A 24,586-nucleotide genomic window follows, 5' to 3' on the forward strand; every position below is an offset into this window, starting at 1 on the left:
CCCAATGCTAACGGGCGGCGGGCTGGGCGGATGCCCGGAACGGGCAACCGCCCCGGTCGCGATGCGGCCGGGGCGGTCGATGGGTCGGTTCAGGCGCTGACGCGCTCCGGTTCGGCGGCGGCGTCGACGGCCGCGCCCTGCTCGTCGAGTCCGATGACGCCGTAGTCCCAGCCCTTGCGCCGGTACACGACGCTCGGCCGGCCGGTCTCGGCGTCGACGAACAGGTAGAAGTCGTGGCCGACGAGCTCCATGAAGTAGAGCGCGTCGTCGACCGTCATCGGCGAGGAGGCGAACACCTTGCGCCGGATGACGACGGGGCAGTACACGTCGTCCTCCTCGACCGCCTCGGCCTCCTGGACGACGGGGATGCTCCCGGTGCGGACGGCCTCGATCACGTCGACCGGGGCGGCCTGCACGCCCACGCCGGTGAACCCGTCGTCGGCGGCCTCGCGGAGCGAGGTGGGGCGGTGCTGGCCCCGGTGGACCTTGCGGCGGTCCTTCGCACGCCGGATGCGCTCGAGGAGACGGCCCAGGGCGACGTCGAAGGCGGCGTACTTGTCGGAGCCGTCCGCCTCGGCGCGGACCACCGGTCCGCGTCCGACGAGGGTCAGCTCGACACGGTCGGGCCCGGGGTTGCCGTTCTTCTCGCCCTGACGCAGCAGCTTCACGTCCAGCGAGATCGCCCGTTCGGCGAGGTTGGCGACCTTCTCGGCCTTCTCCGTGGCGTACGCGCGGAATCGGTCCGTCACCCCGAGGTTTCGTCCGACGATGTTCAGTTCCATCTCGACCTCCACGTCCCAGGCGTGCCACCCGGATCTGTGAGGGTGGTCGACCACGCCTGTCCGATCACCGTACGCCCGTTGGCTGGCAATGTCACGAATGTGTCACGACGCGCCGGACGACCGATCGGCGCGGGCCCACGTGACGCCGCCGAGGCGGCGCGGCGTGTCGGCGAGCACGGCGGCCCCGGCGATCGCGCCGCCCGCGGCCAGGACGGCCCGGGATGCCTCGGCGAGCGTGGCGCCGGTCGTGAGCACGTCGTCGACGAGCAGGAACCGCCGCCCGGTCAACGGATGCCTCGCCGCGAGGGAGCCCGCGGCATTGGCCCGGCGGGCGCCGATGCCGAGCGCGGCCTGGTCGGCGTGCTCGCGGGTGAGCCGGAGCACCCCCGCCGGTCGCAGGCCCGCCGTCGCGAGGAGCCGGTCGACGGGCGCGTAGCCGCGCTCGCGCAGCGCCCGCGGCGACGACGGTACCGTGCAGAGCTCGATCGGGCCCCGTGCGGCGACGGCCGGCCTCCCGGCCGCGACGACGCCCGGGTCCTCGCGCGCCGCGAGCGCTGCGGTGATCGCGGCGGCGATCGCCGAGCGGAGCGCGTTCGCGAGGGGGCGCGCCGCATCGGTCCGCCCGCCGTCCTTGTAGGCGCCGATCACCCGGGCCGGGACGCCGTCGTAGGTGAAGGCGGCCCACGCGTCGACGCCCGGGCGGGCGACCCGGACCGGGCGGGTGCCGAGCGCCAGGCGGCAGGCCGCGCAGACCGAGCGGTCGGCGCGACCGCAGCCGGCGCACGCGACGGGCAGGAGCACCGCCAGCGCGTCGGCGACCGCGACGGCGACCGCTTCGGCGACCGCGCCGACGACCGGGACCGTGCGGCGCGGCGACGTGGCGGGCGGGACGGGTGCGGAGCGTGGCATCCCCCGACCCTGCCCGACGCGATCGCGCGCGCGGCCGCGGGACGCACACGACGGGAGGAACCGCGCCCGCGCCGTGCCCGGTGGAGGAATCGTGGAGCCGACCCCCCGCGTCAGTCGGTCTGCTGCGGCGCGAGGAACCGGATGCCGGTCGCGCGCACCTGCCAGCCGACGCCGCTGCGCGTGTCCACCTCACCGGCCGACGTCAGCACCCGCACCTCGCGTTCGCTGTTCGACCCGTCGACCTGCACGCCGCCCTGCGGACCCGTCGACGGCGTCGCGAGCCCGGCCAGCACCTGGGTGACCAGCCGCGTGCCGCCCTCGTCGGCGGTCGACAGGGACGCGACCGTGCGATCGTCGATCCACGCGAGGTCGAGGGGGCTGCCGGAGACCTCGGCGAGCGCGAGCGTGGCCGCGCCGACCGCGATCGGCACCCCGTCGGCGTCCCGCTCGACCGCCGCGGCGACGAACCGGGCTCGCCCGCCGTCGACGACGAGCGCGATGACGCGGGTGCCGTCGCGCGACACCTCGAGTCCGGCGAGGCTCGATCCCGTCCACGGCACCGGCACCTGCACGCCCTCGCCGTCCGGCGGGTAGACCACGAGCTCGTCGGGCGCGTCGGCGGGCGCCGACCACACCATGCCGTGCACGTCCATCGCCGGGGCGATCAGGCCGCCCCGCGGGTCGAGGAGCTGCGCGGCCTCGCCCTCCCGGACGAGCCAGACGCCGTCCGGGGCGAGCACGGCGGCCGAGGCGTCGCCCGGCCCCACCGCGGCGTCGATCGGGCCGAGCGCCGCGACCTGGTCGCTGAGCCCGGCGATCGGCACGATGCCCTCGTCGCCGGCGGCGAGGTGCCCGAACGCCTCCCCGTCGTACGCGACGGCCCTGGCGTCGACGCGCGGGTTCACGATGGGCGCATCGGCGAGGCCCGGGACGTCCTGCACCGCGCCGTTGAGCGAGAGCTCGACCTCCTGCACGCTGCGCACCGACTCGAGGCTGGTCTGGAGCTGGAACTCCATGAGCTGCACGGCGCGCTGATCCTCGACGGACGCGTCGACGTCGACCTGCGCGACGCCCGAGGTGATGGGGACCGAGTCGGCCTCCAGCCGGGCACCCTCGGGGAACGCCGACACCACGCCCGCGTCCAGCCATTCCGCCGGTCCGGCGAGGAGCTCGCGCACGATCGTGGTCTGCACCGAGTCGCGGCCTGCGAACCAACGCAGGTCGGGCACCGCGAACCGGAACTCCGGGTCGAAGAAGACGAGGGTGTGCTGCCGGTAGACGCGGGCGAAGTCGGCGGAGTCCATGAGCAGGCCCGTCGGGGCCAGCGAGATGCGCCACTCGTCGTCGACGGCCTCGAACTTGTATTCCAACGGGATGGGCGCCGAGGACGAGACCACCTCGTACTGGCCGTTCGCGCGGAGCGCCGCGACCGGCGAGGCGACCACGCGGATGGAGTCCTCACCCGTCACCACCTCGTCGCGGTCGGCGAACTCGTCGATGGTGACGGCCGCGGTGGGATCCCATTCCGCGGCGAAGGCCGTGGTCAGGAACTCCTTGGCGATCTGGTAGTTGTTCCGCGGGTCGGTGGCGGCGTCGATGAACCCGCGGAGGATCTCCTCCTGGGTCGCACCGGGCTGCGGGCCCGCCGCGAGCAGGTCGAGGTCGGGGAGCTCGGCGGCCTCCTGCTGCTCGCCCTGCCGCACCGGCCCCGAGCTCGGGATGGTCGCGCAGCCCGCGAGCACCGCGGCGACCACGACGGCGGCGAGGAGTGCCAGGATCCTACGCATCGCGCACCCCCTCGGTGGCCGGGGCGTCCGGGCCGGCGGCCTCCGGGTCGTCCGGCTCGAGGCCGAGCGGCGGCTCGATCGCCGCGAGCCCAGCGGTGCGCGGCAGCGTGAGCCGGAACACCGTGCCGTGCCCGGGACGGCTCCACACGTCGAGCAGGCCGCCGTGGGCCGCGGCGTCCTCGAGCGAGATCGCCAGGCCGAGGCCGGTGCCGCCGATGGTGCGGGTGCGGCTCGGATCGGCACGCCAGAACCGGTCGAACACGCGAGCCGCCTCCTCCTCGGTCATGCCGAGCCCGTAGTCGCGCACGCTCACGCCCACCGACGAGGCGTTGCTGTCGACCGCCACCACGATCGGACGCCCCTCGCCGTGCTCGATCGCGTTGCCGAGCAGGTTGCGGATGATCCGCTTCACCCGGCGCGGATCCACCTCGGCATCGAGGTGCCCGCCGGGCGCGACGAGTCGCAGTTCGCTGCCGCGCTCGTTCGCGAGGTCGTGCATCGCCTCGATCACGTCGCCGGCGAGGTGCACCAGGTTCGTCGGCTCCGTCGACAGCTCGACCGACCCGGCGTCGTATCGGCTGATCTCCAGCAGGTCGGCGAGCAGCAGCTCGAATCGCTCGGTTTGCGTGTGCAGCAGCTCGACCGTGCGGCCGGTCGGTCCGGCGAACTCGTCGCGCTGGCCGTAGAGCACGTCGCCGGCGAGCCGGATCGTCGTGAGCGGGGTGCGCAGCTCGTGCGAGACATCCGACACGAAGCGCTGCTGCATGACCGAGAGCTCCGCGAGCTCGCGGATGCGCGCCTGGAGGCTGTCGGCCATGCCGTTGAAGCTGCCGGCGAGCGCCGACAGCTCGTCCTCCCCCTGCTCGGGCATGCGCACGCCGAGGTCGCCGGCCGCGAGCCGGCGGCTCGTCGCCGCGACCGTGCGGATCGGCTCGATGATCCAGCGCACGAGCAGCAGCGTGATCGCGCTCAGCAGCAGGATGAGGGCGGTCGCACCGATCACGCCCGTGGCCTGCATGAACGCCAGGGTCGCCTGCGCGTCGCCGAAGTTGTAGCCGATGTACAGCTCGTAGGTGCCGGCGCCCGGCACCTCGAGGTCGCTGCCGACCACGACGCCCGGATCGGCCCCGTCGAGGTCGGCCAGCTCGACCGACTGCCAGAACTGCAGGTTCGGGTTGTCCTGCACGCTCGCACGGAGCTCCGGGGTGATCGTGCCCGCGAGGGCGCGCGCCTGGAGGTCGAGCGGCGCGTCGCTCGACGGCGGCTGGCCGGGGGCCCGCAGGATCGCGATCGCCGAGCTGCCCGTGACCTGCTGCACCGTGGTCGACACCTGGCCCATGACGGTCTGCAGGGCGGCGCGATCCGAGGCATCCGTCGAGGTCAGGATCTTCTGCGCCGCGACGGTCGCGCTGTTGGATGCCCCGAGCACGCGCTCGAGCTGGGTCTGGAACAGGCTCGACGCGACGGTGAAGGTCATGTACAGGCCGATGACGAGGACCGCCAGCGTCGACAGGCCGATCGTGATCGCCACCGTGCGGAACTGCAGCGACCGCCGCCACAGCGCGGAGAACCGCCGGCGCGCCTCGCGCCACGGGCTGCCCGGGCGGACCGCCGGGACGGACGCGGTCATGGCGCAGCCTAGGTCGTCGCGCCGGCGCGGTACCCCACGCCGCGGACCGTCATCACGATGCGCGGGTTGTCGGGGTCGTGCTCGACCTTCGCGCGGAGGCGCTGCACGTGCACGTTCACGAGCCGGGTGTCGGCCTTGTAGTGGTAGCCCCACACCTGCTCGAGCAGCATCTCGCGCGTGAACACCTGCTGCGGCTTCGAGGCGAGCGTGAGCAGCAGGTCGAACTCGAGCGGCGTCAGGTTGATCCGCTGGTCGCCGCGGCGCACCTCGTGGCCGGCGGCGTCGATCACGAGGTCGCCGACGCCGATGACCTCGGCGGCGGGCTCGGGAGCCGGCCGCAGCCGCGTGCGGATGCGGGCGACGAGCTCCTTCGGGTTGAACGGCTTCACGATGTAGTCGTCGGCGCCCGACTCGAGGCCGCGCACCACGTCGGCGGTGTCGGTCTTCGCGGTGAGCATGATGATCGGGGTGCCGCTCTCGGCGCGGATGCGCCCGCACACCTCGATGCCGTCCATGCCGGGGAGCATGAGGTCGAGCAGCACGAGGTCGGGCCGGGTCTCGCGGAAGGCGCCCACGGCCTGCGCGCCGTCGGCGCAGAAGACGGGCTCGAAGCCCTCGGTGCGCAGCACGATGCCGATCATCTCGGCGAGGGCCGTGTCGTCGTCGACGACGAGTACGCGTGCGGTCATGCTCCAGTTTTCCGTCGGGGCCGGGGCATCCCCGGGCCGGAACCAGTGGGACAACTGTAGTCGTTCGGCGGGGCGGACGCTGGGAACCGGATGCCTCTCCCCAGATCGCGGGCCGGGACCTCCCGCGAGGCGCCCGGTGTGCCAGCATTGGGGGCACGACCGGAGGGAGTGGCGCGCAGGTGAGTGATCGGGATTGGACGCCCCCGTCCGCTGAGCCGCCGAGCGCCGCAGAACCGTCGCTGCCGGCGACGCCGCCCGCGCCCGTGCCGCCGCCGGCCCCGCCGCGGTACCAGCCCGACCCGACGGTTCCGCCCCCCGGATACCCGGCGCCGTCCGCGTACGCACCGGCCGGGGCGTACGCGCAGGCCGGCAACGCCGCGCCCGTGGCTCCCGCCGGGGCGTACCCGCAGGCCGGTTGGGCGCCGCCGCCCAAGCCGGGGCTGCTGCCGCTGCGTCCGCTCGGGTTCGGCACCCTGCTCTGGGCCCCGTTCCAGGTGCTGCGCCGCAACCCGGCGCCGACGTTCGGCAGCGGACTCCTCGTGCAGCTCGCGAGCGCAGGCGTGACCCTCGCGATCGTGCTGCCCTTCCTCTTCCTCGTGTTCGGCCGCGTCGAGAGCGCGACGTCCGCCGACGCCGACCCGATCCTCGCCGGCGCCGTCGGCGGGTTCCTCCTGCTCCTGCTCGTGCCGATCGCGCTCACCCTCGTCGCCGCGGCGTTCCTGCAGGGCGTCATGGTCGTCGAGGTCGCGTCGGGCACGCTCGGCGACAAGCTGCGGTTCGGCCAGCTCTGGCGCCGCGCGGCGAAGCGCATCTGGCCCCTGCTCGGCTGGACGGCGATGGTCGCGGCCGCCGTGGTCGTGGTCGTCGTCGCCCTCGTCGCCGGCGTCGCCCTGGGCATCGGCCTGGCATCCTCCGTGTTCGGCGCCGGCGGGATCGTCGCCGTCGTGCTGCTCGGCGTCCTCGCGGGCCTGGTCGTGGCCGCGGCCTCCGTGTGGCTCTCGGTGAAGCTCTCGCTCGTGCCCAGCGCGATCGTGCTCGAGGATCTCGGCGTGGGGCGTGCGATCGCCCGCTCGTGGCGGCTCACCGACGGGTACTTCTGGCGCACCTTCGGCGTCGAGGCCCTCGTGCAGGTCATCCTCTCGTTCGCCTCCCAGATCATCAGCCAGCCGATCGGCCTCATCGGGGGCCTCCTCATCGGCCTCCTCGACCCGACCGGCAGCAGCGGTGCCGCGGTGGCGCTGACCATCGGGCTGGTGGTCGTCTCCACGATCGTGTCGGTGCTCGTCGGCGCGATCACGTCGGTCGTGCAGGCCGGCCTCATCGCCGTGATCTACATCGACCTCCGGATGCGCAAGGAGGGCCTCGACCTCGACCTCGAACGCCACGTCGAGCAGTGCGCCCGCGGCGTCGCCGTCGGCGACCCGTACCTTCCCGCCGGGTCCGCACCCGCCGGCGCCGCGGCCTGGCCGGCCTGATCGCGTGCGCCTCGACATCCCGGTCGACCCCGACGCGCCCGAGGCGCGCCGGTGGCTGGAGGACGAACTCGCGAAGCCCGAGTACACCGCCGCGCAGCCGACCTGGTTCGACCGGCTGATGCAGCAGGTCGGCGACTGGTTCGCCCAGCTCTTCAGCGGCGCCGGCGCGGTGCCTGCCGAACTCGTGTGGCTCGTCGTCGTCGCGGTCGTGGTCGCGCTCGTCGTCGTCGGGCTCCTCGTGTTCGGCGTGCCGCGGCTCCGCCGCCGCCGCACCTCCGCGGCGCCCCTGTTCGACGACGGCGACGTGCGCGACCTCGCGACCCTGCGACGTGCTGCCGAGGCGGCCGCCGCACGCGGGGACTGGGCGCTCGCGATCGAGGAGCGGTTCCGCGCGCTCGTACGGGGGCTCGTCGACCGCGAGCTCGTCCGCGTGCATCCCGGCACCACGGCGCACGGCTTCGCCCGCACCGCGTCGACCCGCTTCCCCGACGCGACGGACGGCCTCGATGCGGCGGCCGCCGCGTTCGACGGCGTCCGCTACCTCGGCCGCTCCGGTGACGCGGCGGCCTACGACGCGGTCACGGCGCTCGAGCGCACGATCGAGGCGGCGCGGCCGGTCGCGATCGCCGCCGACCTCGCGGAGTCCGTCGGATGACCCGCGTCGACGAGACCGGCCTCGCCGAGGCCGACACGCCCACGGTGCGCGGGTTCCTCGGTCGGCGTCGCACCTGGATCGTGCTCGGACTCGTGCTCCTCATCGGCTCGATCGTGCTCGTCGCGATCCAGGGCACCGCACGGCCGCCCGGCGTTCCGCTCGGCGCCGACAACCCCGCTCCCGCCGGCGCGCGCGCCGTCGTCCAGGTGCTCGGGGCGCAGGGGGTCGCCGTGTCGGAGGCCGCCACGCTCGACGAGGCGATCGATGCGGCGCGCGGCGGAGCGACGGTGTTCCTGTACGACGAGCTCGGCATCCTCACGGGCGACCGGGTCGAGCGCCTGGCGGAGGCATCCGACCGGCTCGTCGTCGCCGCTCCCGGGTTCGAGGCGCTGGAGGCGCTCGCCCCCGGCGTCCGCCTCGCCGGCGTCGCGACCGGACCGCTCGACGACGCCGGCTGCGAGGTACCGGCGGCCGAGCGCGCCGGCACCCTCTCCGACGGGCTCGGGCTGCTCCGCGTCGACGACGAGGCCGCCGCCGACGGGTGGAGCGGATGCTTCGCCGACGGCGATGCCGGCGTCGCCGTCGCCGTGGGTCCGGGCCCCGGGGAGTCGACGATCTCGCTCGTCGGCTCGGGCACCCCGTTCTCGAACGAGTTCGCCGACGAGGCCGGGAATGCGGCCCTCGTGCTCGGCCTGCTCGGCGAGGTCGACCGCCTCGTGTGGTACCTGCCCGGCCCGGCCGACCTCGATGCCGACACCGCGCCGACGCTCGGCGAGCTGACCCCGGGCTGGGTCACCCCGGTGCTCGTGCTCGGGATCGCCGTGTTCCTGTCCGCCGCGGTCACCCGCGGCCGCCGCTTCGGCCCGCTCGTCATCGAGGACCTGCCCGTCGACGTGCCCTCGGGCGAGACGACGGAGGGTCGCGCGCGACTGTACGCGCGCTCGGCGAGCCGTGTGCACGCGCTCGACCAGCTCCGCATGGGCACGATCGCGCGCCTCGCCGCCCTGCTCCGGCTCCCGCGGACCGCGACCGTCGACGAGGTCGCCACCGCCGCGGCCGGCACGACCGGCCGCGACCCGGGCGCCGTCCACCGACTGCTCGTCGGCCTCGAGCCCGCGACCGACCGAGAACTCGTCGAGGCGGCCGGCGGGCTCGCCGACCTCGAGGCCGCGGTACGCCGCGCCCTCGGCCCCACCGAACCATCCGACCGACCCGGAAGGCGATCATGACGGATCCGACCCCGACCGCTGGCACCGCTCCCGGTGCGCCCCCCTCCCCTGCGGCTGCAGCCGCCGGCCCCGGCCAGGCCGCCGCGCCCGCGCCGGCCGCCCCCGCGCCGACCGCTCCGGCACCGGCACCGGCTCCGGCTCCGGCACCGGCGGCGGGCGATGCCGAGCTCCGGGCCGCGCTGAACCGGGTGCGCACCGAGGTCGGCAAGGCCGTCGTCGGCCAGGACGCCGCCGTCAGCGGGCTGATCGTCGCGCTCCTCGCGAACGGCCACGTGCTCCTCGAGGGCGTCCCCGGTGTCGCGAAGACGCTGCTCGTGCGCACCCTCAGCCGCACGCTCGAGCTCGAGACCCGTCGCATCCAGTTCACGCCCGACCTCATGCCCGGTGACGTGACCGGCTCGCTGGCGTACGACCCGCGAACCGGCGAGTTCGCGTTCCGCGAGGGCCCGGTGTTCACCAACATCCTGCTCGCCGACGAGATCAACCGGACCCCGCCGAAGACGCAGTCCGCGCTGCTCGAGGCGATGGAGGAGCGCCAGGTCTCGGCCGACGGCGTCACACGCCCGCTGCCCGACCCGTTCCTCGTGGCGGCGACCCAGAACCCGATCGAGTACGAGGGCACGTACACGCTGCCGGAGGCCCAGCTCGACCGCTTCCTGCTGAAGCTCGTGCTCGACGTGCCGGAGCGCGAGGCCGAGGTCGCGATGCTCCGCCGCCACGCCGACGGATTCGACCCCCACGACCTCGCCGGTGCCGGCGTCCAGCCGGTGCTCGGGGTCGAGGAGCTGCGGCGAGCCCGTGCCGCCGCGGCCCGGGTCGGGGCATCCGACGACGTGCTCGCGTACCTCGTCGACCTCGCGCGCGCCACCCGGCGCAGCCCGTCGATGCGGTTGGGCGTGAGCCCGCGCGCCACGACGGCGCTGCTGGCCGCCGCGAAGGCCTGGGCCTGGCTCACCGGGTACGACTCGCTCACGCCCGACCACCTGCAGGCGATGCTCCTGCCGGTGTGGCGTCACCGCGTGCAACTGCGCCCCGAGGCGGAACTGGAGGGCGTGTCGGTCGACCAGGTCCTGCGCGGCATCGTTCAGCAGGTGCAGGTGCCGCTCTGACATGGCGATCACCGGTCGGTTCACGCTCCTCGTCGCCCTCGGGGCCATCCCGGTGGTGGTCGCCGGCGCGCTCCCGGGGCCGGGCGCCGAGGGCATCCGGGCCGCGTGGCTCGCGCTGGCCGGATGGCTCGTGCTCGTCATCGGCCTCGGGCTGCTCGACCTCTCGCTGGCGGCCTCCCCGCGACTCGTGACGCTCGGCCGCCGGATCCCGGAGCGGATCCGGCTCGGCGAGCCCGCCACGAGCGAGCTCGTGATCGAGAATCGCGGGCCGCGTCGCCTCCTGGCGATCGTCCGCGACGGCTGGCAGCCCTCGGCCGGCGTCACCGGTCCGAACCGCACCCGGGTGCGCATCCCGCCGGGCGAGCGGCGTCGCGTCGACCTGCGGCTCGTCCCGACGCGACGCGGCGACCGCCGCACCGAGCAGGTCACGCTGCGCAGCCTCGGGCCGCTCGGGCTCTGGGCGCGGCAGGCGACGCTGCGCGCGCCCGGCCGGCTCCGGGTCCTGCCGCCGTTCCACTCCCGCGTGCACCTGCCGTCGCGCCTCACCCGGCTGCGGGAGCTCGACGGGCGCACGCCGCTGCTCATCCGCGGCCAGGGCACCGAGTTCGACTCGATCCGCGAGTACGTACGCGGCGACGACGTGCGCTCCATCGACTGGCGCGCGACCGCCCGCCACACCGACCCCGAGGTGCCGGGGGGCGCCCGGCTCATGGTGCGCACCTGGCGACCCGAACGCGACCGGCGCATCGTCATCGTGGCCGACACGTCGCGCACGTCGGCCACCCGCGTCGCCGACGAACCGCGGCTCGACACCGCCTTCGAGGCATCCCTGCTGCTCGCGGCGCTGGCGAGCCACGCGGGCGACCGCGTCGACTTCCTCGCGTGGGACAGGCGCATCCGCGGGCGCGTCGCCGGCGCGAGCGGCGGCGACCTGCTGGCGCGGATGGTCGACGCCATGTCCGGCATCGACGCGGAGCTCATCGAGGCGGACTGGGCCGCCGTACCCGGCCAGGTCCGCTCCCTCACGAGCCGGTCGGCGCTCGTCGTGCTGCTCACCGGCGCCGATTCGCCCGGCTCCGCGCGCGGGATGCTCTCGGTGCTGCCGCAGCTCACGCACCGGCACACGGTGATCGTCGCGACGGTCGCCGACCCCGGTGCGGTGGCGGCGCGCGACGAGCGCGAGGACCTCGCCGCGACCTACCGCGCCGCGTCGGCCGAACGCACCCTGCTCGACGTGGAGCGGGTCGGCGCGGCCATCCGCCGCCTGGGCGCCGAGACGGTGAGCGCCCCGCCGCTCGACCTGCCGCCCGCCCTCGCCGACCGCTACCTCGCGTTGAAGGCCGCGGGCCGCCTGTAGACCGCGGCTGTCGACCACCGGCCTCCCGTCGCGACTGCGTCGCCGTCATCCTTCGTCGCACGGCGACATGATGGCGCGCGTCCTCCACCGGACGGAACTGCGGCGATACGCTCCGGATCCGGGCGCTTCGCCGCCGATTCCTCGTTCGCACTCCGGAAGGATCTCCATGTCCGACACCGCCACGTCCGATCTCGCCGCACCGGTCTCGCCGGCGACCGCCGCCCCGAGCACCGTCCAGAAGCTCGCCGCCGAGGCACTCGGCACCTTCATCCTCGTGTTCGGCGTGATCGGCACCGCGATCTTCGCCGCCGGGTTCGCCGACGGCCAGGGCGGCCTGAACGTCGGCTTCCTCGGCGTCGCCCTCGGGCTGGGCCTCAGCGTCGTCGTCGCCGCGTACGCCTTCGGCCCGGTCTCCGGGGGCCACTTCAACCCGGCCGTCACCCTCGGGCTCGCGGTCGCCGGCCGCTTCGCGTGGCGCGAGGTCGTCGGCTACCTCGCCGCACAGGTCGCGGGCGCCATCGTGGCGTCGACGGCGCTGCTCGGGATCCTGTCTCTCGGCCCGGTGCTCGACCTCGCGGTCTTCCGCGGCGCATCGACGGGGTACGACGAGCTCTCCCCCGGCGGCTACGGGCTCGGCTCGGCGTTCCTCGTCGAGACGATCGCCACTGCCGTCTTCCTGTTCGTCATCCTCGGCGTGACCACGGCCGGCCGCTCGGCGGCGGACTTCGCCCCGCTCGCGATCGGACTGACGCTCACCGTCCTCGCCCTCGTGGCGATCCCCGTGTCGAACGCCTCCTTCAACCCGGCGCGTTCGATCGCGACGGCGATCTACGGCGGTGGCGAGGCCCTCGGCCAGCTGTGGCTGTCGATCGTCGCGCCCATCCTCGGCGCGGTCATCGCCGGGCTGCTCGCGCAGGTCGTGTTCGGGCGCCTGCCGAAGCCGGCCGCGACGTCCTGACGCCCCGACGGCGTGCCGACGGGCCGGAGCGGCATCCTCGCCCGGCCCGTCGCCGTCGTTCGGCGGCGCGGGCCCGCCCGCCCGCCCGAGCCCGCCGCCCGCTCAGCCCGCGACGAGCTGCCGGGCGCCCGACTCGAACTCGACGAGGTCGCCGGTCTCGCCGGCCCGGTACGCGCGCCGGCCGAGGCCGAGCATGACGAACAGGAACCCGCCGAGGGCCACCGCGCCGATGCCGATCTTCACGGCCCACGGCCACGGCGCGGGCGTCACGAACGCCTCGATGAGCCCCGAGACGAACAGGAAGAACACGAGCCCGATGGCGACGCTGAACAGCGCCCGGGCGTCCTCGGCGAGGGCGGCGCCCCGCGTCCTCGGGCCGGGGGCGATCCACGCCCAGAAGATCCGCAGGCCCGCGGCCGCGGCGACGAACACGCACGTCAGCTCGAGCAGCCCGTGCGGCGCGATGTAGAGGAAGAAGGTGTCGGCCTCGTCGTAGGCGAACATGACCGACGCGGTGACGCCGAGGTTGAGGGCGTTCTGCATGATGACGTAGGGCACCCAGACGCCGAGGATGCCGAACGCGATGCACTGGGCGGCGATCCACGCGTTGTTCGTCCAGACCTGGCTGCCGAAGGATGCCGCCGGGTTCTCCGAGTAGTACGCCACGAAGCCCTCCTCGGCGAGCGCGCGGAGTTCCCGCTCGCTGCCGAAGGTCGCGATGACGCGCGGATCGGAGCCCACCCACGCGACCACGAGCCCGGCGATCGCGAACGTGGCGACCGCGACCCAGAGCGTCAGCCACCGCAGCCGGTACAGCGCGGCCGGCAGGCTGACGAGCCAGAACCGGGTGAACTGCGCGAGCGGGTTCTCAGGCGCTCCCGTGAAGCGCAGTCGCGCCTTGGCGAGGCCGATCGAGAGGCGGTCGCCGAGCGCGGTCGAGCCGGCGGTCGCCTGGATGAGCGACAGGTCGGATGCCCCGGCCCGGTAGCGCTCGATGAGCTCGTCGGCCCCCGCACCGTCGAGCCGCCGCGACGTCGAGAGCGCGTCGAGCCGGGTCCACTCCTCGTGGCGGGCGGAGGCGAGTGCGTCGAGGTCCATGTCTGCTTGAATACTAGCCATGCCAGAGGCCGCGATCGCCGTGCAGTCCACCGTCCGACCGGACGCCGACGCGGTGCTCACCGGGGAGGCCGTCGCCCTCGACGTGCGGCCCGCGAGCGCGGTGATCCGGGCGGGCGGCACGGCGATCGACGTGATCGCGACGGTCGTCGTCGGCGTCGGCGTGATCTGGTTCGCGTTCTCGCTGGACCTCGACCAGTCGGCCATGCAGGCCGTCTCGATCGCGGTGCTCGTGCTGTGCCTCGTGATCGCGCCGACCGCGGTCGAGACCGCCTCGCGCGGCCGCTCGCTCGGCAAGCTGGCGCTCGGGCTCCGCGTGGTGCGCGACGACGGCGGGGCGATCGGGTTCCGTCACGCGTTCATCCGCGCGCTGCTCGGCGTGATCGAGATCTACCTGACGCTCGGCGGGCTCGCGGCGATCGTCGGATTCCTCAACCCGCAGTCGAAGCGCCTCGGCGACCTGCTCGCGGGCACGCACGCCCAGGTCGAGCGGGTGCCGCGCGTGATGTCGAACGCCTTCGGGGTGCCGCCGCAGCTCGCGGCCTGGGCACCCACCGCCGACGTCGGCCGGCTGCCCGACGCACTCGAACGGCGCATCGCGTCGTTCTTCGGGAAGGCGCCGCACCTGACCCCCGCGAGCCGGGTGCGCGCGGCCGACCTGCTCGCCGCGGAGGCGGCGCCCTACGTGTCGCCGCTGCCGGCGGCGCCCGCCGAGCTCTTCCTCGCCGCCGTGGTCGCGATCCGCCGCGAGCGCGACCTCACGGCGCTGCGCCTCGAGGCCGAGCGGATGTCCCGCCTCGCGCCCGTGCTCGACGCCCGCCCGCTCGGCTTCCCGGAGCGCTGAGCCCCGGGCGGCCCGGCCCGGGCCGGCCCCGATGGCACGGCCCGCCCGGCCCGGCTCGGCCCCGCCCGGAGACGCCGGATGCCCCGGGCATCGGCCCAGGGCATCCGCGCGCTGCTCGCGTGACCGCGCGATCGCGCGGGCGTCGCTCAGTAGCGGTAGTGCTCGACCTTGTACGGCCCCTCGACCGGCACGCCGATGTAGGCGGCCTGCTCGGGGGTCAGCACGGTGAGCTCGACGCCGAGCGCGTCGAGGTGGAGGCGCGCGACCTTCTCGTCGAGGTGCTTGGGCAGCACGTACACGCCGACCGGGTAGTGCTCGGGGCGGGTCCACAGCTCGATCTGCGCGAGCACCTGGTTGGTGAACGAGTTCGACATGACGAACGACGGGTGGCCGGTCGCGTTGCCGAGGTTCATCAGCCGGCCCTCGCTCAGCACGAGCACGCTGCGCCCGGTCGGCAGGCGCCACTCGTGCACCTGCGGCTTGATCTCGACCTTCTCGGCGCCCTCGAGCGACTCGAGCGCGGCCATGTCGATCTCGTTGTCGAAGTGGCCGACGTTCGCGACGACCGCGAGGTGCTTCAGCGCGAGCAGGTGCTCGAGGCGCACGACGTCCTTGTTGCCCGTACCGGTGACGAGGATGTCGATCTCGCCCGCGACGGTCTCGAGCTTCGACACCTGGTAGCCGTCCATGGCGGCCTGCAGGGCGTTGATCGGGTCGATCTCGCTGACGATGACGCGGGCGCCCTGGCCGCGGAGGGCCTCGGCGGCGCCCTTGCCGACGTCGCCGTAGCCGGCGACGAACGCGACCTTGCCGCCCATCAGCACGTCGGTGGCGCGGTTCAGGCCGTCCGGCAGCGAGTGGCGGATGCCGTACTTGTTGTCGAACTTCGACTTCGTGACCGAGTCGTTGACGTTGATCGCCGGGAAGAGCAGGTCGCCGGCGGCGTGCAGCTCGTACAGGCGGTGGACGCCGGTAGTGGTCTCCTCGGTGACGCCCTTCAGCTCCGCGGCGATGCGGGTCCAGCGGTCGGGGCTGACCTCGAGCGAGCGGCGCAGCGCGTCGAGGATGACCCGGTACTCGCCGCTGGCGTCGGCGGATGCCTCGGGCACCCTGCCTGCGGCCTCGAAGTCGCGGCCCTGGTGCACGAGGAGCGTGGCGTCGCCGCCGTCGTCGAGGATGAGGTTCGGGCCGATCCAGTCGGCGCCGGCGGCCTGCGCCTCGGCGGTCCAGTCGAAGATGCGGTCGGTGCACCACCAGTACTCCTCGAGCGTCTCGCCCTTCCAGGCGAAGACGGGGACGCCCGCGGGCTCCTCGACGGTGCCGTCGGGGCCGACGACGACGGCCGCGGCCGCCTCGTCCTGCGTGGAGAAGATGTTGCAGCTCGCCCAGCGCACCTGTGCGCCGAGCGCGACGAGCGTCTCGATGAGCACGGCGGTCTGCACGGTCATGTGCAGGCTGCCGGCGATGCGGGCGCCGGCGAGCGGCTTGGACTCGCCGAACTCGGCGCGGAGCGCCATGAGCCCGGGCATCTCGTTCTCGGCGAGGCGGAGCTGGTGGCGGCCCGACGCGGCGAGCGAGAGGTCGGCGACCTTGAACGGGAGGGCGGATGTCGCGGTGAGGCTCATGGCGTCCATTGTCGCAGGGCGCAGGCGCGGATGCAGGTCGGCGTCGGCCGGTGGGCGTCGACGTCAGCGCGCGGGCGTCGGCGGCAGCCCGCCGCCGAGCGGCACGTGCCGCACGACCTGCCAACCGCGCGGCACCGAGGTGCGGTCGGCGTGCTTCGCGCAGAGGTCGTATGCGTGCGGCTCCGGCCGGAACGCGAGCGGACCGAGGACGGCGGTCGAATCCGCATAGTCGTAGGTGAGCGTGGCGACCGCCTCGGCGGCGCATGCGGTACGCGAACACGGTCTCATGGCTCGACCAGACTAGCGACCGAGGCGGACACTACGATGGAGCGCATGCCCCGTCCTCGTCGTGTCGCCCGAACGTCGGGGTCGCCGCGCCGCCTCGCCCGCGATCGGCACGGCCGCGGCCTGCGATCGTCGGTCACGGGCCCGCACCTCCCGCCGTTGCGCACCCGGCTCGACGAGTTCGACATCGCGATCTCGAGCACCGCGACCTACCTGCGCGGCCTCTGGCCCGAGCTCGAGGGCGTCGTCTTCGAGGTGGCGCAGGGCCCGGCCGAGGCGATCCACGACGACCACGTCGACCGGTGGAAGGTGTCGCACGACGAGCGGCGCATCACCTTCTACCGCCTGCCGATCGTGCGGTTCCTCCGGCTCGAGGAGGGCGAGGAGCGCGACGAGCGACTCCTGGTCGAGACGTGCGTGTTCCAGGCCGTCGCCGACTTCCTCGGCCGCGACCCGTGGGAGCTCTCCCCCGGGCGCTACCGCCACCTCTGACCCGCCCGTCCGCCCGCCCGCGATCGGCGGCGGGCCGGCGGTCGCCGGTCAGCGCGGGTAGACCCGGATCGGCGCGTCCACCGCGCCCGGCGGCTCGAGCGGCATCGACGCGAGCGTGCGCCCGTCGCCGAACGAGATCGACGCGCTGAGCCCCTCGACTTGGCGGAGCACGACGCCCTGGCCAGGCTCGAGGTCGAGGGCGGCACCGCCGCCGGCCGGCACGAGCACCCGCTGCTCCGCGCCGCCGGAGACGGGCGCGACGATCGCCTCCACGTCGGCGCCGGTCGGCGCGACGAGGTGGAGCACGGGCGATGGGGCATCCGGCACCGCGACCGCGAGGTCGCCGATGAGCGGGCTCGGCACCGGGTACCACGCGAGGTCGCCGGGGTCGGCGAGCGCGCCCGGCTCGGAGGTCGGGATCGCCGCGATGCTCGCCCGCGCCGAGGCGACGATCGGGCCGTCGGCGAGCAGGTCGACCGCGTACGTCCCGGGCTCGAGCTCGCCGAGGGGCACGTCGGTGACCTGGCCCGGCTGGAGCGAGACGTCGATCGTCGTCCCCGATCCCAAGCCCTCGGGCACCACGCCGACCGACACGTCGACCGGGTCGTCGCCGGGCGCGAGGAGTCGCAGCGCCGGGAACGCGTCGCCCTCGGCATGGTCGGCGTCGACGACCTGCCCGGACTCGACGATGACGACGCCCGGGATGCGGGCCTCGTCGGCCGGCGCCGCGGACGCCGCCACGAACTCCGCGCCGGCCGGCGAGAGCCCGTCGATCGCGGTCTGCTCGAGCGTCGCGGCGATGCGCCCGCCGGTGCTCGTCACGTGCACCACGGGCGACGCGAGGTCGGGCGCGAGGCCGGCGAGCGAGACGATCCGCTGCGTGCCGGGCGGCACGACGAGGCCGAGCGCCGACGGCGCGTCGACCGGTCCCGCCTCGCCGAACACGCGCAGGTCGACCTCGGCCGCCACCTCGGTCGGGTTCGCGAGCAGCACGAGCGTCACGCGCCCGAGCGCCGTCGAGCCGCCCACCAGCCACGCGTCGGCGACCGGTTCGCGGCAGGCGGCGACCGCGAGGCCCGCGAGCGTCTCGCTGAGCGCCTGCTGCGCCTGAGCGCCCGCCAGCATGCCGATGTCGGCGACACCGGGTTCGACCTGCAGGACGGTCGGACCGCCGTCGGTGCCCGAGGCGGGGTTGTCGGGTGCGCCGAGCGGGATCTCCTCCACGTCGGCGTCCGCGGGCACCACGGTCGTGACGAGGTCGGCCGGGCCGAAGCTCGTGGCGGTCGTCGCGGCGAGCGCGTCGTCGCCGAGCTCGAGCAGCGGTCCCGGGCAGACGCGCTGCTGCCGGCTCTCGGTCGGCGCGACGACGACGGACTCCGGCTCGGCGCGGGACTCCGGCCAGGGCACGATCACGGCCGCCGCGACGGCGGCCGCGCCGATCGCGACGGTGGCGAGGGCGGCGGTGGCGCGCAGGGCGCCCCGGACGATGCGGCGGCGGTCAGGCATCTCGGTCGCCTCCTCGGTCGGGCCGGGTCGCCGGCGGGTCGGATGGCTCGACCGGGTCGGATGGCTCGACCGGGTCGGATGACTCGACCGGGTCGGATGGCTCGACCGGGTCGGATGACTCGACCGGGTCGGATGGCTCGGCCGGGTCGGCTGGCTCGGCCGGATCTGCCGGGTCTGCCGGGTCGGGCGCAACGGTCGGTTCCGGCGCGTCCGTCGGCTCGGGCGCATCCGCCGCATCGGCCGGGTGGGCGGCGTCCACCGACCCGGCTGCGTCGGGCTCGACGGATCCCGGCGCCCCGGGCGCCGCGTCGACCGGGGCATCCGCCTCCACCGGGGCATCCGCCTCCACCGGGGCATCCGCCGCTGCCGCGCCGCGCACGGCGGCGGGCTTGGCGCCCTTCGCGACCGGCCGCCGACGGCGGCGGTCGGGCTCCCGGCCCGCGCCCGTCGGGATCGACAGGAGCAGGATCGCGCCGAGCACCACGAGCTGGATCGTCGTGACGAGCACCGCGGTCGACCCGCCGGCGTCGGTCGGGATCGCCGCGGCCGGCGCGGGGCTGGGGGCGTCGACGAACCGGTAGAGCCGCCCGAACGCGGTGTCGCCGACCGGCACGAGGGCGGCGTTGCCGTCGAGGGCGGCGGTCGCCCGCTGCGCGGTCGCGACCGCACGGCGATCCGATTCGGGCGCGGGGCCGAGCAGCACGAAGGCCGCGCCGAACTCGTCGACCGCGGCCGCGGCGTCGGCGCCGCTGCGGGAGGCGAGGTTGCCGGCGATCTCCGCCAGCCGGCGCTCGTCGGCGTCGAGGCCGTCCTCGGTGGCCGCCAGCGTCGACTGGTCGTCGAGGGTGGCGCCGGTGCCGTGCTGGAGCCCGGCGTGGATGCTGCCGCCGGCGATCGGGTCGATCGTGAGGGTGGTGACGCGCGGGTCCTCCTCGGCCTGGGCGACGACGAAGGCGGGCATCGTGCGGGCTGCGGCCGGGTGCACGGCGGCCGAGCCGGTCGCGAGCGAGATGCCGAGCGGCAGCACCGCCACCAGCGCGGCCGCCCCGGCGACCGCGGCGAGCCAGGCCGATCCCCGGCGCACGGCGTCGAGCGCGACGACGGCGGCGGAGAGCAGGCCCAGCCACATGAGGCTCTGCCCGGCTCCGGTCCACAGGGCGATCGAGGCGTCGCCCGAGGTCGCGACCGCGAGGTGAGCGGCGGCCACCGCCGTGGCGTAGCCGAGCAGCGCGGCGCCGATCGCGAGCAGGCCGCGGCGCAGGCGCGGTGCCGCCGGTGCCGCCAGCGCGAGCAGCACGAGCGGGGCGAGCAGGGCGGTCGCGGCCCACTCGGGCGGGATGGGCAGGCCGAGCGCGTCGATCGTCGCGGGCCAGGAGCCGGCGTCACCGCCCGGGAAGCCGAGGGCGAGCCACCAGTCGCTCGGCACCGCGCTCGGCACGGATGCCCCGGGGTCGGCCACGAGCGCCGTCCACGCACCCCGCTCGGCCTGCGCCCAGACGAGCGGCGCGGCCAGCACGGCGGCCGGGATCGGGAGCAGGAGCAGGCGCGGGGCTGCCCGGCCGCTCACCGCGACGGTGACGATCCACGCCGCCACGAGCGCGGGGGCCAGGCTGGGCGCCGCGGCGACGGCGACGGCGAACAGCAGGCTCGCCGTCGCGGCCGAGGCCCAGGAGCGCGCGGCGCCGAGGACGGCGAAGGCGAGCCATCCGAGCACCACGTGGACGACGACCGCCGATGGGCGGCCGTCGGCGAGTGCCGTGAGGAACGGTGGGGACACGGCCCAGCCGAAGGCCGCGAGGGCGCGCAGGGCGCCGCGGTCGGTCAGCCGGGAGGCCGCGAACCACGCGCCGAGGGCCGCGACCGGGATCGCGAGGAGCCAGACGACGACCATCGCCCAGGACGGCGCCCAGAACGCGAGCGAGCCGAGGACGGCGAGGACGCCGGCGAACGGGTCGGCTGCGCCGACGAACCCGGCGCCGACGTCGCGCCAGCCGTAGGCCGCGTTGCGCCACAGTTCGCCGACCGACGAGGAGAGGGGAAGCAGGGCTCCGCCGGCGACGCCGTTCGCGCCGAGCAGCCAGAGGAACGCCGCGACCGACAGCACGACCGAGCCGAGCAGCACCCACCCGCCGCCGGTGCCGAGGAACTGGAGCTCCTCGGTGCGCCCACGCGCCCGCACCCGCCGCGCCTCGCCCTCGAGACGACGGCGGCGCCGCACCTCCTCGGCCGGCACGCGCAGCGGCGCGACGGCCGACCAGCCGACGGCCTTCACCCGGCGGATCGACCGCCTCGCCGCCGAGATGCGGATGGGCGAGAACATCACGCGGAGGGCGGCGGCGAGCTCGCCCACGATGCGGCCCGGCGCCTTCAGCAGCAGCAGCCCCAGCGAACGCAGCAGCGCGAGCGGGAGCAGCGTGATCCAGTGGAACGGCACGGCGGCCGCGGGGGCGTACGCCATCCGGCGGTGCAGCTGCGCCTGCCGCTGGGCACGGAAGCGGCGGCGTGCGGCCGCTCCGCCCCCGACGGTCTCCCCCGCGACGCCGGCGCCGGCGAAGTGCACCCGTGCCTCGGGCACGACGCTGACGCGGTGACCGGCCAGCCGCACGCGCACCGAGAGGTCGAGCGCGTCGTCGGCGGTCGGCAGCGCCGGGTCGAAGCCCTCGAGGGCGCGCCATGCCGTGCGACGCACGAGGAGGCCGGGCGCGTCGACGCCGAGCACGTCGCTGAGATCGTCGTGCTGGCCCTGGTCGAGCTCCCCCGACACGAGGTCGACGGTGCGCCCGTACCGGGTCAGCGACCGGCCGAGGTGCGCGATGCGGTCGGGCTCGTCCCAGTCCATGAGCTTCGGCGCGGCGACCGCGACCGAACGACCGGTCTCGAGCGTGGCGAGCAGCCGCGCGAGCGCGTCGGGCTCGGGCGCGGTGTCCTCCGCGAGCAGCCACAGCGCCTCGCCGTCGCCCTCCGGGGCCTCGAGCACGCGATCGGCGGCGCGCACGGCCTCGCCGAACGGCACGCGGGTCTGCAGCTGGATGACGTGGCCGGGCTCGATCGCCCGCACCTGGTCGACCGCCGATCCATCGGCTTCGAGCAGGACGACGATCGTGGCATCCGGTTGCCGCTGCTGGCTGCGCAGCGCCTCGAGCGTGCGCTCGAGACGCTCGCCGCCGTGGTGCACGACGAGGATGGCGGTGACTCTCGGGAACATCGGGGACAGCCTAGGTGGCCCCCTCGCGAGGGCCGGGAAGCCGACGGGGCGCGCCGCGGAACCCGTCGGAGGTCGGCCGGCGACGGCGCGATCAGGGCCGCCGGGCCCGCCCGGAGACGCCGCGAGCCGTCGGGATCGCTCCCGACGGCTCGCGTCCCGTCTGCTCGGATCCGCTGGGGATCAGACGGCTCGGCGGCGGAGCTTGCGGCGCTCGCGCTCGGAGAGCCCGCCCCAGATGCCGAATCGTTCGTCGTTGCCGAGCGCGTACTCGAGGCACTGCGCCCGGACCTCGCATCCGCCGCAGATGCGCTTCGCGTCCCGCGTCGATCCGCCCTTCTCCGGGAAGAACGCCTCGGGATCGGTCTGCGCGCACAGTGAGTCGCTCTGCCAGGCCAGTGGATCGGCGTCGTCGACGTTCCCCCGAACGCCCGGGACGCCGAGGCGTACCGGGTCGACGAACCAATCCTCAGGTACCCCAGAACGATATTCAGGAATTCCCATATCGTCTCCCACCCAGTTGTACCGACCGCCCGTCGGGCGTGTCAGAACAATTACATCGGTGTAGTTCGCCTGCCGTCAAGTCGCGGGATCGTAAACCCTCAACTCGCCGTCGAGGCTTCATCACGCGCGCGACACGCCGACGACGTGTCCGAGCCGTGACCTCCGCCGATCAGGACGCCGCGTTGCGCGCCTGCCAGGCGCTCTCCACCATCTGCTCGAGCGAGTGGCGCATGCGCCAGTCGAGGTCGCGCGCCGCGCGCTCCCCCGTGGCCACGATCCGGGCGGGGTCGCCGATGCGGCGCGGGCCGATCTCCGGCTCGAAGGCGATACCGGTGACGTCGGCGACGGTCCGCATGATCTGGCCGACCGAGACGCCGTCGCCCGAGCCCAGGTTGTACGCGGCCTCGACGGGCTCGCCGGCGGCCAGCCGCTCCGCCGCGACGACGTGCGCGGCGGCGAGGTCGGCGACGTGGATGTAGTCGCGCACGCAGGTGCCGTCGGGCGTCGCGTAGTCGTCGCCGTTGATACGGGGCGTGCGGCCCTCGAGCAGCGCGTCGAAGACGAGCGGGAAGAGGTTGTGCGGGCTGGCGTCGAACACCTCGGTCGAGCCCGAGCCGACGACGTTGAAGTAGCGGAGGCTCGTGTGCTTCAGGCCGGTCGCGCGGGCCTGGTCGGCGAGCAGCCACTCGCCGATGAGCTTCGACTCGCCGTAGGGCGACTCGGGATGCTTCGGGGTGTCCTCGGTCACGAGGTCGACGTCGGGCGTGCCGAACACGGCCGCGCTCGACGAGAACACGATCTGCTCGACGCCGCCGTGCTCCATCGCCGCGAGGAGCGTCGCCATGCCGGTGACGTTCTGCTGGTAGGTGTGCAGCGGTCGCTGGACGGAGACGCCCGCGTACTTGAATCCGGCGAGGTGCACGACGCCGGTGACGCCGTGCTCGGCGATCGCGGCCTCGAGGGCGGGACCGTCGAGGATCGACGCCTGCACGAACGGCACGCCTGCCGGGACGAACGCGCGCCGACCGCTCGAGAGGTCGTCGACGACCACCGTGCCGATGCCCTTCGCCTCGAACGCGCGCACCACGTGCGCTCCGATGTAGCCCGCGCCACCGGTCACCAGCCAGGTCATCACTCCACCCATCCGGCGCCGGTCGGCGGCGCCGGTTCGATGGTATCGGGCGGGGTCAGGCGAGGATGCCGGGGCGGTCGCCGTGACGGAGGCGGTCGGCGGACTCGGGGAGGCCGTAGCCGTCGGAGGAGATCATCGCGGCCGCGGCGACGACGCCCCACACGGCCAGTGCGGTCAGGACCAGGAGCAGGATGATGAACATGGCAGAAACGCTACGTATTGCCAGATCCTGCCGCCAGTGGCAGAGTAGCCACTGAAACGCTCATTCCTGCCAACATGCGCAGTCCTGCCAACCCGAGGAGGCCCCGGATGCTCCACTCCATCGCCTGCGTCGCGATCCCGCAGATGGCCCCGTTCGAGTTCGGCGTGATCTGCGAGGTGTTCGGCATCGACCGCTCCGCGCAAGGCGGCCCGGCCTTCGACTTCCACGTCGTCGCCGCCGAGCCCGGCCCGATCCCCACGAAGCTCGGCTTCGACGTCGTCGTGCACGAGGGGCTCGAGGCGGCCTACACCGCCGACCTCGTCGCCATCCCGGCGTCCCTGCTCGACGAGCCGGCCGACGAGCGCGTGCTCGCCGTGATCCGCGACGCCGTCGCCCGCGGCGCGTGGGTGCTCAGCGTCTGCTCCGGCTCCTTCACCCTGGGGCGCGCCGGCGTGCTCGCCGGGCGTCGCGCCACCACGCACTGGATGTACACCGACCGCATGGCCGCCGAGTTCCCCGACACCGAGGTCGACCCCGACGTGCTCTTCGTGCAGGACGGCCGGGTCGTCACCGGCGCCGGCACCGCGGCCGGCATCGACGCCGCGCTGCACGTCGTGCGCACCGAGCTCGGGCAGAGCGCGGCGAACATCATCGCCCGGCGCATGGTCGTGCCCCCGCAGCGCGACGGCGGGCAGTCGCAGTACATCCAAACCCCGGTCGTCGAGTGCCGGAGCGACTCGTTCGCGCAGGTCCTCGACTGGATGCTCGAGCACCTCGACCACGAGCTCACCGTCGACCTGCTCGCCCGCAAGGCGCTCATGTCGCCGCGCACGTTCGCGCGGAAGTTCCGCGCCGAGACCGGCACGACCCCGAACGCGTGGCTCAATCGGCAGCGCCTCCTGCGGGCGCAGCAGCTGCTCGAGGAGACCGACCTCACGCTGGAGGAGATCGCCCGCGAGACGGGCTTCCGCGCGGCGGCGATCATGCGGCACCACTTCGTCAACGTGCTGCAGACCACCCCGACGGCCTACCGGCGCACGTTCGGCGCCCGCCGGCCGCTGGCCGACGTCGCCGCTGCCGCCGCGAGCTGACCGCGGG

General features: G+C 74.7%; 22 protein-coding genes. 9 read left to right on the forward strand and 13 right to left on the reverse strand.

Going from position 1 to position 24,586, the window contains the following annotated elements:
- Positions 1–89: 89 nt before the first annotated feature.
- From hpf to mtrA, 5 genes are all read right to left on the reverse strand, one after another.
- Positions 90–782, reverse strand: coding sequence for a ribosome hibernation-promoting factor, HPF/YfiA family (hpf, locus tag ACGGZK_RS16485; RefSeq protein WP_395243705.1), 693 nt, complete (start codon positions 780–782; stop codon positions 90–92).
- 102 nt (positions 783–884) lie between these two features.
- The gene (locus ACGGZK_RS16490; RefSeq protein ID WP_395243706.1) at positions 885–1,691 is read right to left on the reverse strand and encodes a ComF family protein; all 807 of its coding nucleotides are present in this window, start codon (positions 1,689–1,691) and stop codon (positions 885–887) included.
- A gap of 110 nt (positions 1,692–1,801) precedes the next feature.
- Positions 1,802–3,478, reverse strand: a complete 1,677-nt coding sequence (locus ACGGZK_RS16495; protein WP_395243707.1) for a GerMN domain-containing protein — start codon at positions 3,476–3,478, stop codon at positions 1,802–1,804.
- Positions 3,471–5,108 carry an MtrAB system histidine kinase MtrB gene (gene mtrB, locus ACGGZK_RS16500; RefSeq protein WP_395243708.1) on the reverse strand — a complete coding sequence of 546 codons (1,638 nt, stop codon included), beginning with the start codon at positions 5,106–5,108 and terminating at the stop codon, positions 3,471–3,473. The genes ACGGZK_RS16495 and mtrB overlap by 8 nt, the downstream gene beginning before the upstream one ends.
- An 8-nt stretch (positions 5,109–5,116) precedes the next feature.
- Complete coding sequence (gene mtrA / locus ACGGZK_RS16505; protein WP_395243709.1) at positions 5,117–5,797, reverse strand: MtrAB system response regulator MtrA; 681 nt, start codon at positions 5,795–5,797, stop codon at positions 5,117–5,119.
- Positions 5,798–5,976: 179 nt separating this feature from the next.
- Here mtrA and ACGGZK_RS16510 point away from each other — a divergent pair, with 179 nt between their 5' ends.
- The 6 genes from ACGGZK_RS16510 to ACGGZK_RS16535 all read left to right on the forward strand — a co-directional run bounded on the left by ACGGZK_RS16510 (position 5,977) and on the right by ACGGZK_RS16535 (position 12,580).
- On the forward strand, positions 5,977–7,272 hold the full coding sequence (locus ACGGZK_RS16510) for a hypothetical protein (protein ID WP_395243710.1): 1,296 nt from the start codon (positions 5,977–5,979) through the stop codon (positions 7,270–7,272).
- A 4-nt stretch (positions 7,273–7,276) separates the two neighbouring features.
- On the forward strand, positions 7,277–7,927 hold the full coding sequence (locus tag ACGGZK_RS16515) for a DUF4129 domain-containing protein (protein WP_395243711.1): 651 nt from the start codon (positions 7,277–7,279) through the stop codon (positions 7,925–7,927).
- Positions 7,924–9,156, forward strand: a complete 1,233-nt coding sequence (locus tag ACGGZK_RS16520; protein WP_395243712.1) for a DUF4350 domain-containing protein — start codon at positions 7,924–7,926, stop codon at positions 9,154–9,156. Before ACGGZK_RS16515 ends, ACGGZK_RS16520 begins: the two co-directional genes overlap by 4 nt.
- Positions 9,153–10,265: an AAA family ATPase gene (locus ACGGZK_RS16525; protein ID WP_395243713.1), complete on the forward strand. Its 1,113-nt coding sequence runs from the start codon at positions 9,153–9,155 to the stop codon at positions 10,263–10,265. Before ACGGZK_RS16520 ends, ACGGZK_RS16525 begins: the two co-directional genes overlap by 4 nt.
- 1 nt (position 10,266) lies before the next feature.
- Positions 10,267–11,622: a DUF58 domain-containing protein gene (locus ACGGZK_RS16530; RefSeq protein WP_395243714.1), complete on the forward strand. Its 1,356-nt coding sequence runs from the start codon at positions 10,267–10,269 to the stop codon at positions 11,620–11,622.
- Positions 11,623–11,788: 166 nt separating this feature from the next.
- Positions 11,789–12,580: an aquaporin gene (locus tag ACGGZK_RS16535; protein WP_395243715.1), complete on the forward strand. Its 792-nt coding sequence runs from the start codon at positions 11,789–11,791 to the stop codon at positions 12,578–12,580.
- 102 nt (positions 12,581–12,682) lie between these two features.
- On the opposite strand, the gene ACGGZK_RS16540 is transcribed toward ACGGZK_RS16535, so the two are convergent.
- Entirely contained in the window at positions 12,683–13,678 is a 996-nt protein-coding gene (locus ACGGZK_RS16540) for a stage II sporulation protein M (protein ID WP_395243716.1), read from the reverse strand.
- A gap of 19 nt (positions 13,679–13,697) precedes the next feature.
- Between ACGGZK_RS16540 and ACGGZK_RS16545 the strand changes: the two genes are divergently transcribed.
- Positions 13,698–14,540 (forward strand): RDD family protein, encoded by an 843-nt coding sequence (locus ACGGZK_RS16545; protein WP_395243717.1) that lies wholly within the window; start codon positions 13,698–13,700, stop codon positions 14,538–14,540.
- 146 nt (positions 14,541–14,686) lie between these two features.
- Here the strand turns inward: ACGGZK_RS16545 and ahcY are convergent, their stop codons facing one another.
- Positions 14,687–16,165 (reverse strand): adenosylhomocysteinase, encoded by a 1,479-nt coding sequence (gene ahcY, locus ACGGZK_RS16550; protein WP_395243718.1) that lies wholly within the window; start codon positions 16,163–16,165, stop codon positions 14,687–14,689.
- 63 nt (positions 16,166–16,228) lie between these two features.
- Positions 16,229–16,453 carry a DUF3499 family protein gene (locus tag ACGGZK_RS16555; RefSeq protein ID WP_395243719.1) on the reverse strand — a complete coding sequence of 75 codons (225 nt, stop codon included), beginning with the start codon at positions 16,451–16,453 and terminating at the stop codon, positions 16,229–16,231.
- A 45-nt stretch (positions 16,454–16,498) separates the two neighbouring features.
- Between ACGGZK_RS16555 and ACGGZK_RS16560 the strand changes: the two genes are divergently transcribed.
- Entirely contained in the window at positions 16,499–16,942 is a 444-nt protein-coding gene (locus ACGGZK_RS16560) for a hypothetical protein (protein ID WP_395243720.1), read from the forward strand.
- Positions 16,943–16,990: 48 nt separating this feature from the next.
- Here ACGGZK_RS16560 and ACGGZK_RS16565 read toward each other — a convergent pair whose 3' ends face one another.
- The 5 genes from ACGGZK_RS16565 to ACGGZK_RS16585 all read right to left on the reverse strand — a co-directional run bounded on the left by ACGGZK_RS16565 (position 16,991) and on the right by ACGGZK_RS16585 (position 23,488).
- Positions 16,991–18,448: a DUF5719 family protein gene (locus ACGGZK_RS16565; protein WP_395243721.1), complete on the reverse strand. Its 1,458-nt coding sequence runs from the start codon at positions 18,446–18,448 to the stop codon at positions 16,991–16,993.
- On the reverse strand, positions 18,441–21,653 hold the full coding sequence (locus ACGGZK_RS16570) for a glycosyltransferase (RefSeq protein ID WP_395243722.1): 3,213 nt from the start codon (positions 21,651–21,653) through the stop codon (positions 18,441–18,443). Before ACGGZK_RS16570 ends, ACGGZK_RS16565 begins: the two co-directional genes overlap by 8 nt.
- Before the next feature lie 180 nt (positions 21,654–21,833).
- A complete protein-coding gene (locus ACGGZK_RS16575; protein WP_395246114.1) occupies positions 21,834–22,154 on the reverse strand; it encodes a WhiB family transcriptional regulator in 321 nt (106 codons plus the stop codon).
- Between the two features lie 169 nt (positions 22,155–22,323).
- Positions 22,324–23,286: a UDP-glucose 4-epimerase GalE gene (gene galE / locus ACGGZK_RS16580; RefSeq protein ID WP_395243723.1), complete on the reverse strand. Its 963-nt coding sequence runs from the start codon at positions 23,284–23,286 to the stop codon at positions 22,324–22,326.
- A 55-nt stretch (positions 23,287–23,341) separates the two neighbouring features.
- Complete coding sequence (locus ACGGZK_RS16585; protein ID WP_395243724.1) at positions 23,342–23,488, reverse strand: hypothetical protein; 147 nt, start codon at positions 23,486–23,488, stop codon at positions 23,342–23,344.
- Between the two features lie 107 nt (positions 23,489–23,595).
- Here ACGGZK_RS16585 and ACGGZK_RS16590 point away from each other — a divergent pair, with 107 nt between their 5' ends.
- On the forward strand, positions 23,596–24,579 hold the full coding sequence (locus ACGGZK_RS16590) for a GlxA family transcriptional regulator (protein ID WP_395243725.1): 984 nt from the start codon (positions 23,596–23,598) through the stop codon (positions 24,577–24,579).
- The last annotated feature ends 7 nt before the right edge of the window (positions 24,580–24,586 follow it).

The sequence above is a fragment of the Agromyces sp. MMS24-K17 genome (assembly GCF_043950245.1).
In the GTDB taxonomy this organism is placed as follows: domain Bacteria; phylum Actinomycetota; class Actinomycetes; order Actinomycetales; family Microbacteriaceae; genus Agromyces.

What these genes read in the sequence shown, in the direction of transcription:
- ACGGZK_RS16565 (WP_395243721.1), bottom strand. Translation starts at nt 18,448, where the DNA reads ATGCCTGACCGCCGCCGCATCGTCCGGGGCGCCCTGCGCGCCACCGCC.
- ACGGZK_RS16490 (WP_395243706.1), bottom strand. Translation starts at nt 1,691, where the DNA reads ATGCCACGCTCCGCACCCGTCCCGCCCGCCACGTCGCCGCGCCGCACG.
- ACGGZK_RS16540 (WP_395243716.1), bottom strand. Translation starts at nt 13,678, where the DNA reads ATGGACCTCGACGCACTCGCCTCCGCCCGCCACGAGGAGTGGACCCGG.
- ACGGZK_RS16590 (WP_395243725.1), top strand. Translation starts at nt 23,596, where the DNA reads ATGCTCCACTCCATCGCCTGCGTCGCGATCCCGCAGATGGCCCCGTTC.
- ACGGZK_RS16530 (WP_395243714.1), top strand. Translation starts at nt 10,267, where the DNA reads ATGGCGATCACCGGTCGGTTCACGCTCCTCGTCGCCCTCGGGGCCATC.
- hpf (WP_395243705.1), bottom strand. Translation starts at nt 782, where the DNA reads ATGGAACTGAACATCGTCGGACGAAACCTCGGGGTGACGGACCGATTC.
- mtrA (WP_395243709.1), bottom strand. Translation starts at nt 5,797, where the DNA reads ATGACCGCACGCGTACTCGTCGTCGACGACGACACGGCCCTCGCCGAG.
- ACGGZK_RS16520 (WP_395243712.1), top strand. Translation starts at nt 7,924, where the DNA reads ATGACCCGCGTCGACGAGACCGGCCTCGCCGAGGCCGACACGCCCACG.
- ACGGZK_RS16495 (WP_395243707.1), bottom strand. Translation starts at nt 3,478, where the DNA reads ATGCGTAGGATCCTGGCACTCCTCGCCGCCGTCGTGGTCGCCGCGGTG.
- ACGGZK_RS16535 (WP_395243715.1), top strand. Translation starts at nt 11,789, where the DNA reads ATGTCCGACACCGCCACGTCCGATCTCGCCGCACCGGTCTCGCCGGCG.
- ACGGZK_RS16525 (WP_395243713.1), top strand. Translation starts at nt 9,153, where the DNA reads ATGACGGATCCGACCCCGACCGCTGGCACCGCTCCCGGTGCGCCCCCC.
- ACGGZK_RS16555 (WP_395243719.1), bottom strand. Translation starts at nt 16,453, where the DNA reads ATGAGACCGTGTTCGCGTACCGCATGCGCCGCCGAGGCGGTCGCCACG.
- galE (WP_395243723.1), bottom strand. Translation starts at nt 23,286, where the DNA reads ATGACCTGGCTGGTGACCGGTGGCGCGGGCTACATCGGAGCGCACGTG.
- ahcY (WP_395243718.1), bottom strand. Translation starts at nt 16,165, where the DNA reads ATGAGCCTCACCGCGACATCCGCCCTCCCGTTCAAGGTCGCCGACCTC.
- mtrB (WP_395243708.1), bottom strand. Translation starts at nt 5,108, where the DNA reads ATGACCGCGTCCGTCCCGGCGGTCCGCCCGGGCAGCCCGTGGCGCGAG.
- ACGGZK_RS16570 (WP_395243722.1), bottom strand. Translation starts at nt 21,653, where the DNA reads ATGTTCCCGAGAGTCACCGCCATCCTCGTCGTGCACCACGGCGGCGAG.
- ACGGZK_RS16585 (WP_395243724.1), bottom strand. Translation starts at nt 23,488, where the DNA reads ATGTTCATCATCCTGCTCCTGGTCCTGACCGCACTGGCCGTGTGGGGC.
- ACGGZK_RS16545 (WP_395243717.1), top strand. Translation starts at nt 13,698, where the DNA reads ATGCCAGAGGCCGCGATCGCCGTGCAGTCCACCGTCCGACCGGACGCC.
- ACGGZK_RS16575 (WP_395246114.1), bottom strand. Translation starts at nt 22,154, where the DNA reads ATGGGAATTCCTGAATATCGTTCTGGGGTACCTGAGGATTGGTTCGTC.
- ACGGZK_RS16560 (WP_395243720.1), top strand. Translation starts at nt 16,499, where the DNA reads ATGCCCCGTCCTCGTCGTGTCGCCCGAACGTCGGGGTCGCCGCGCCGC.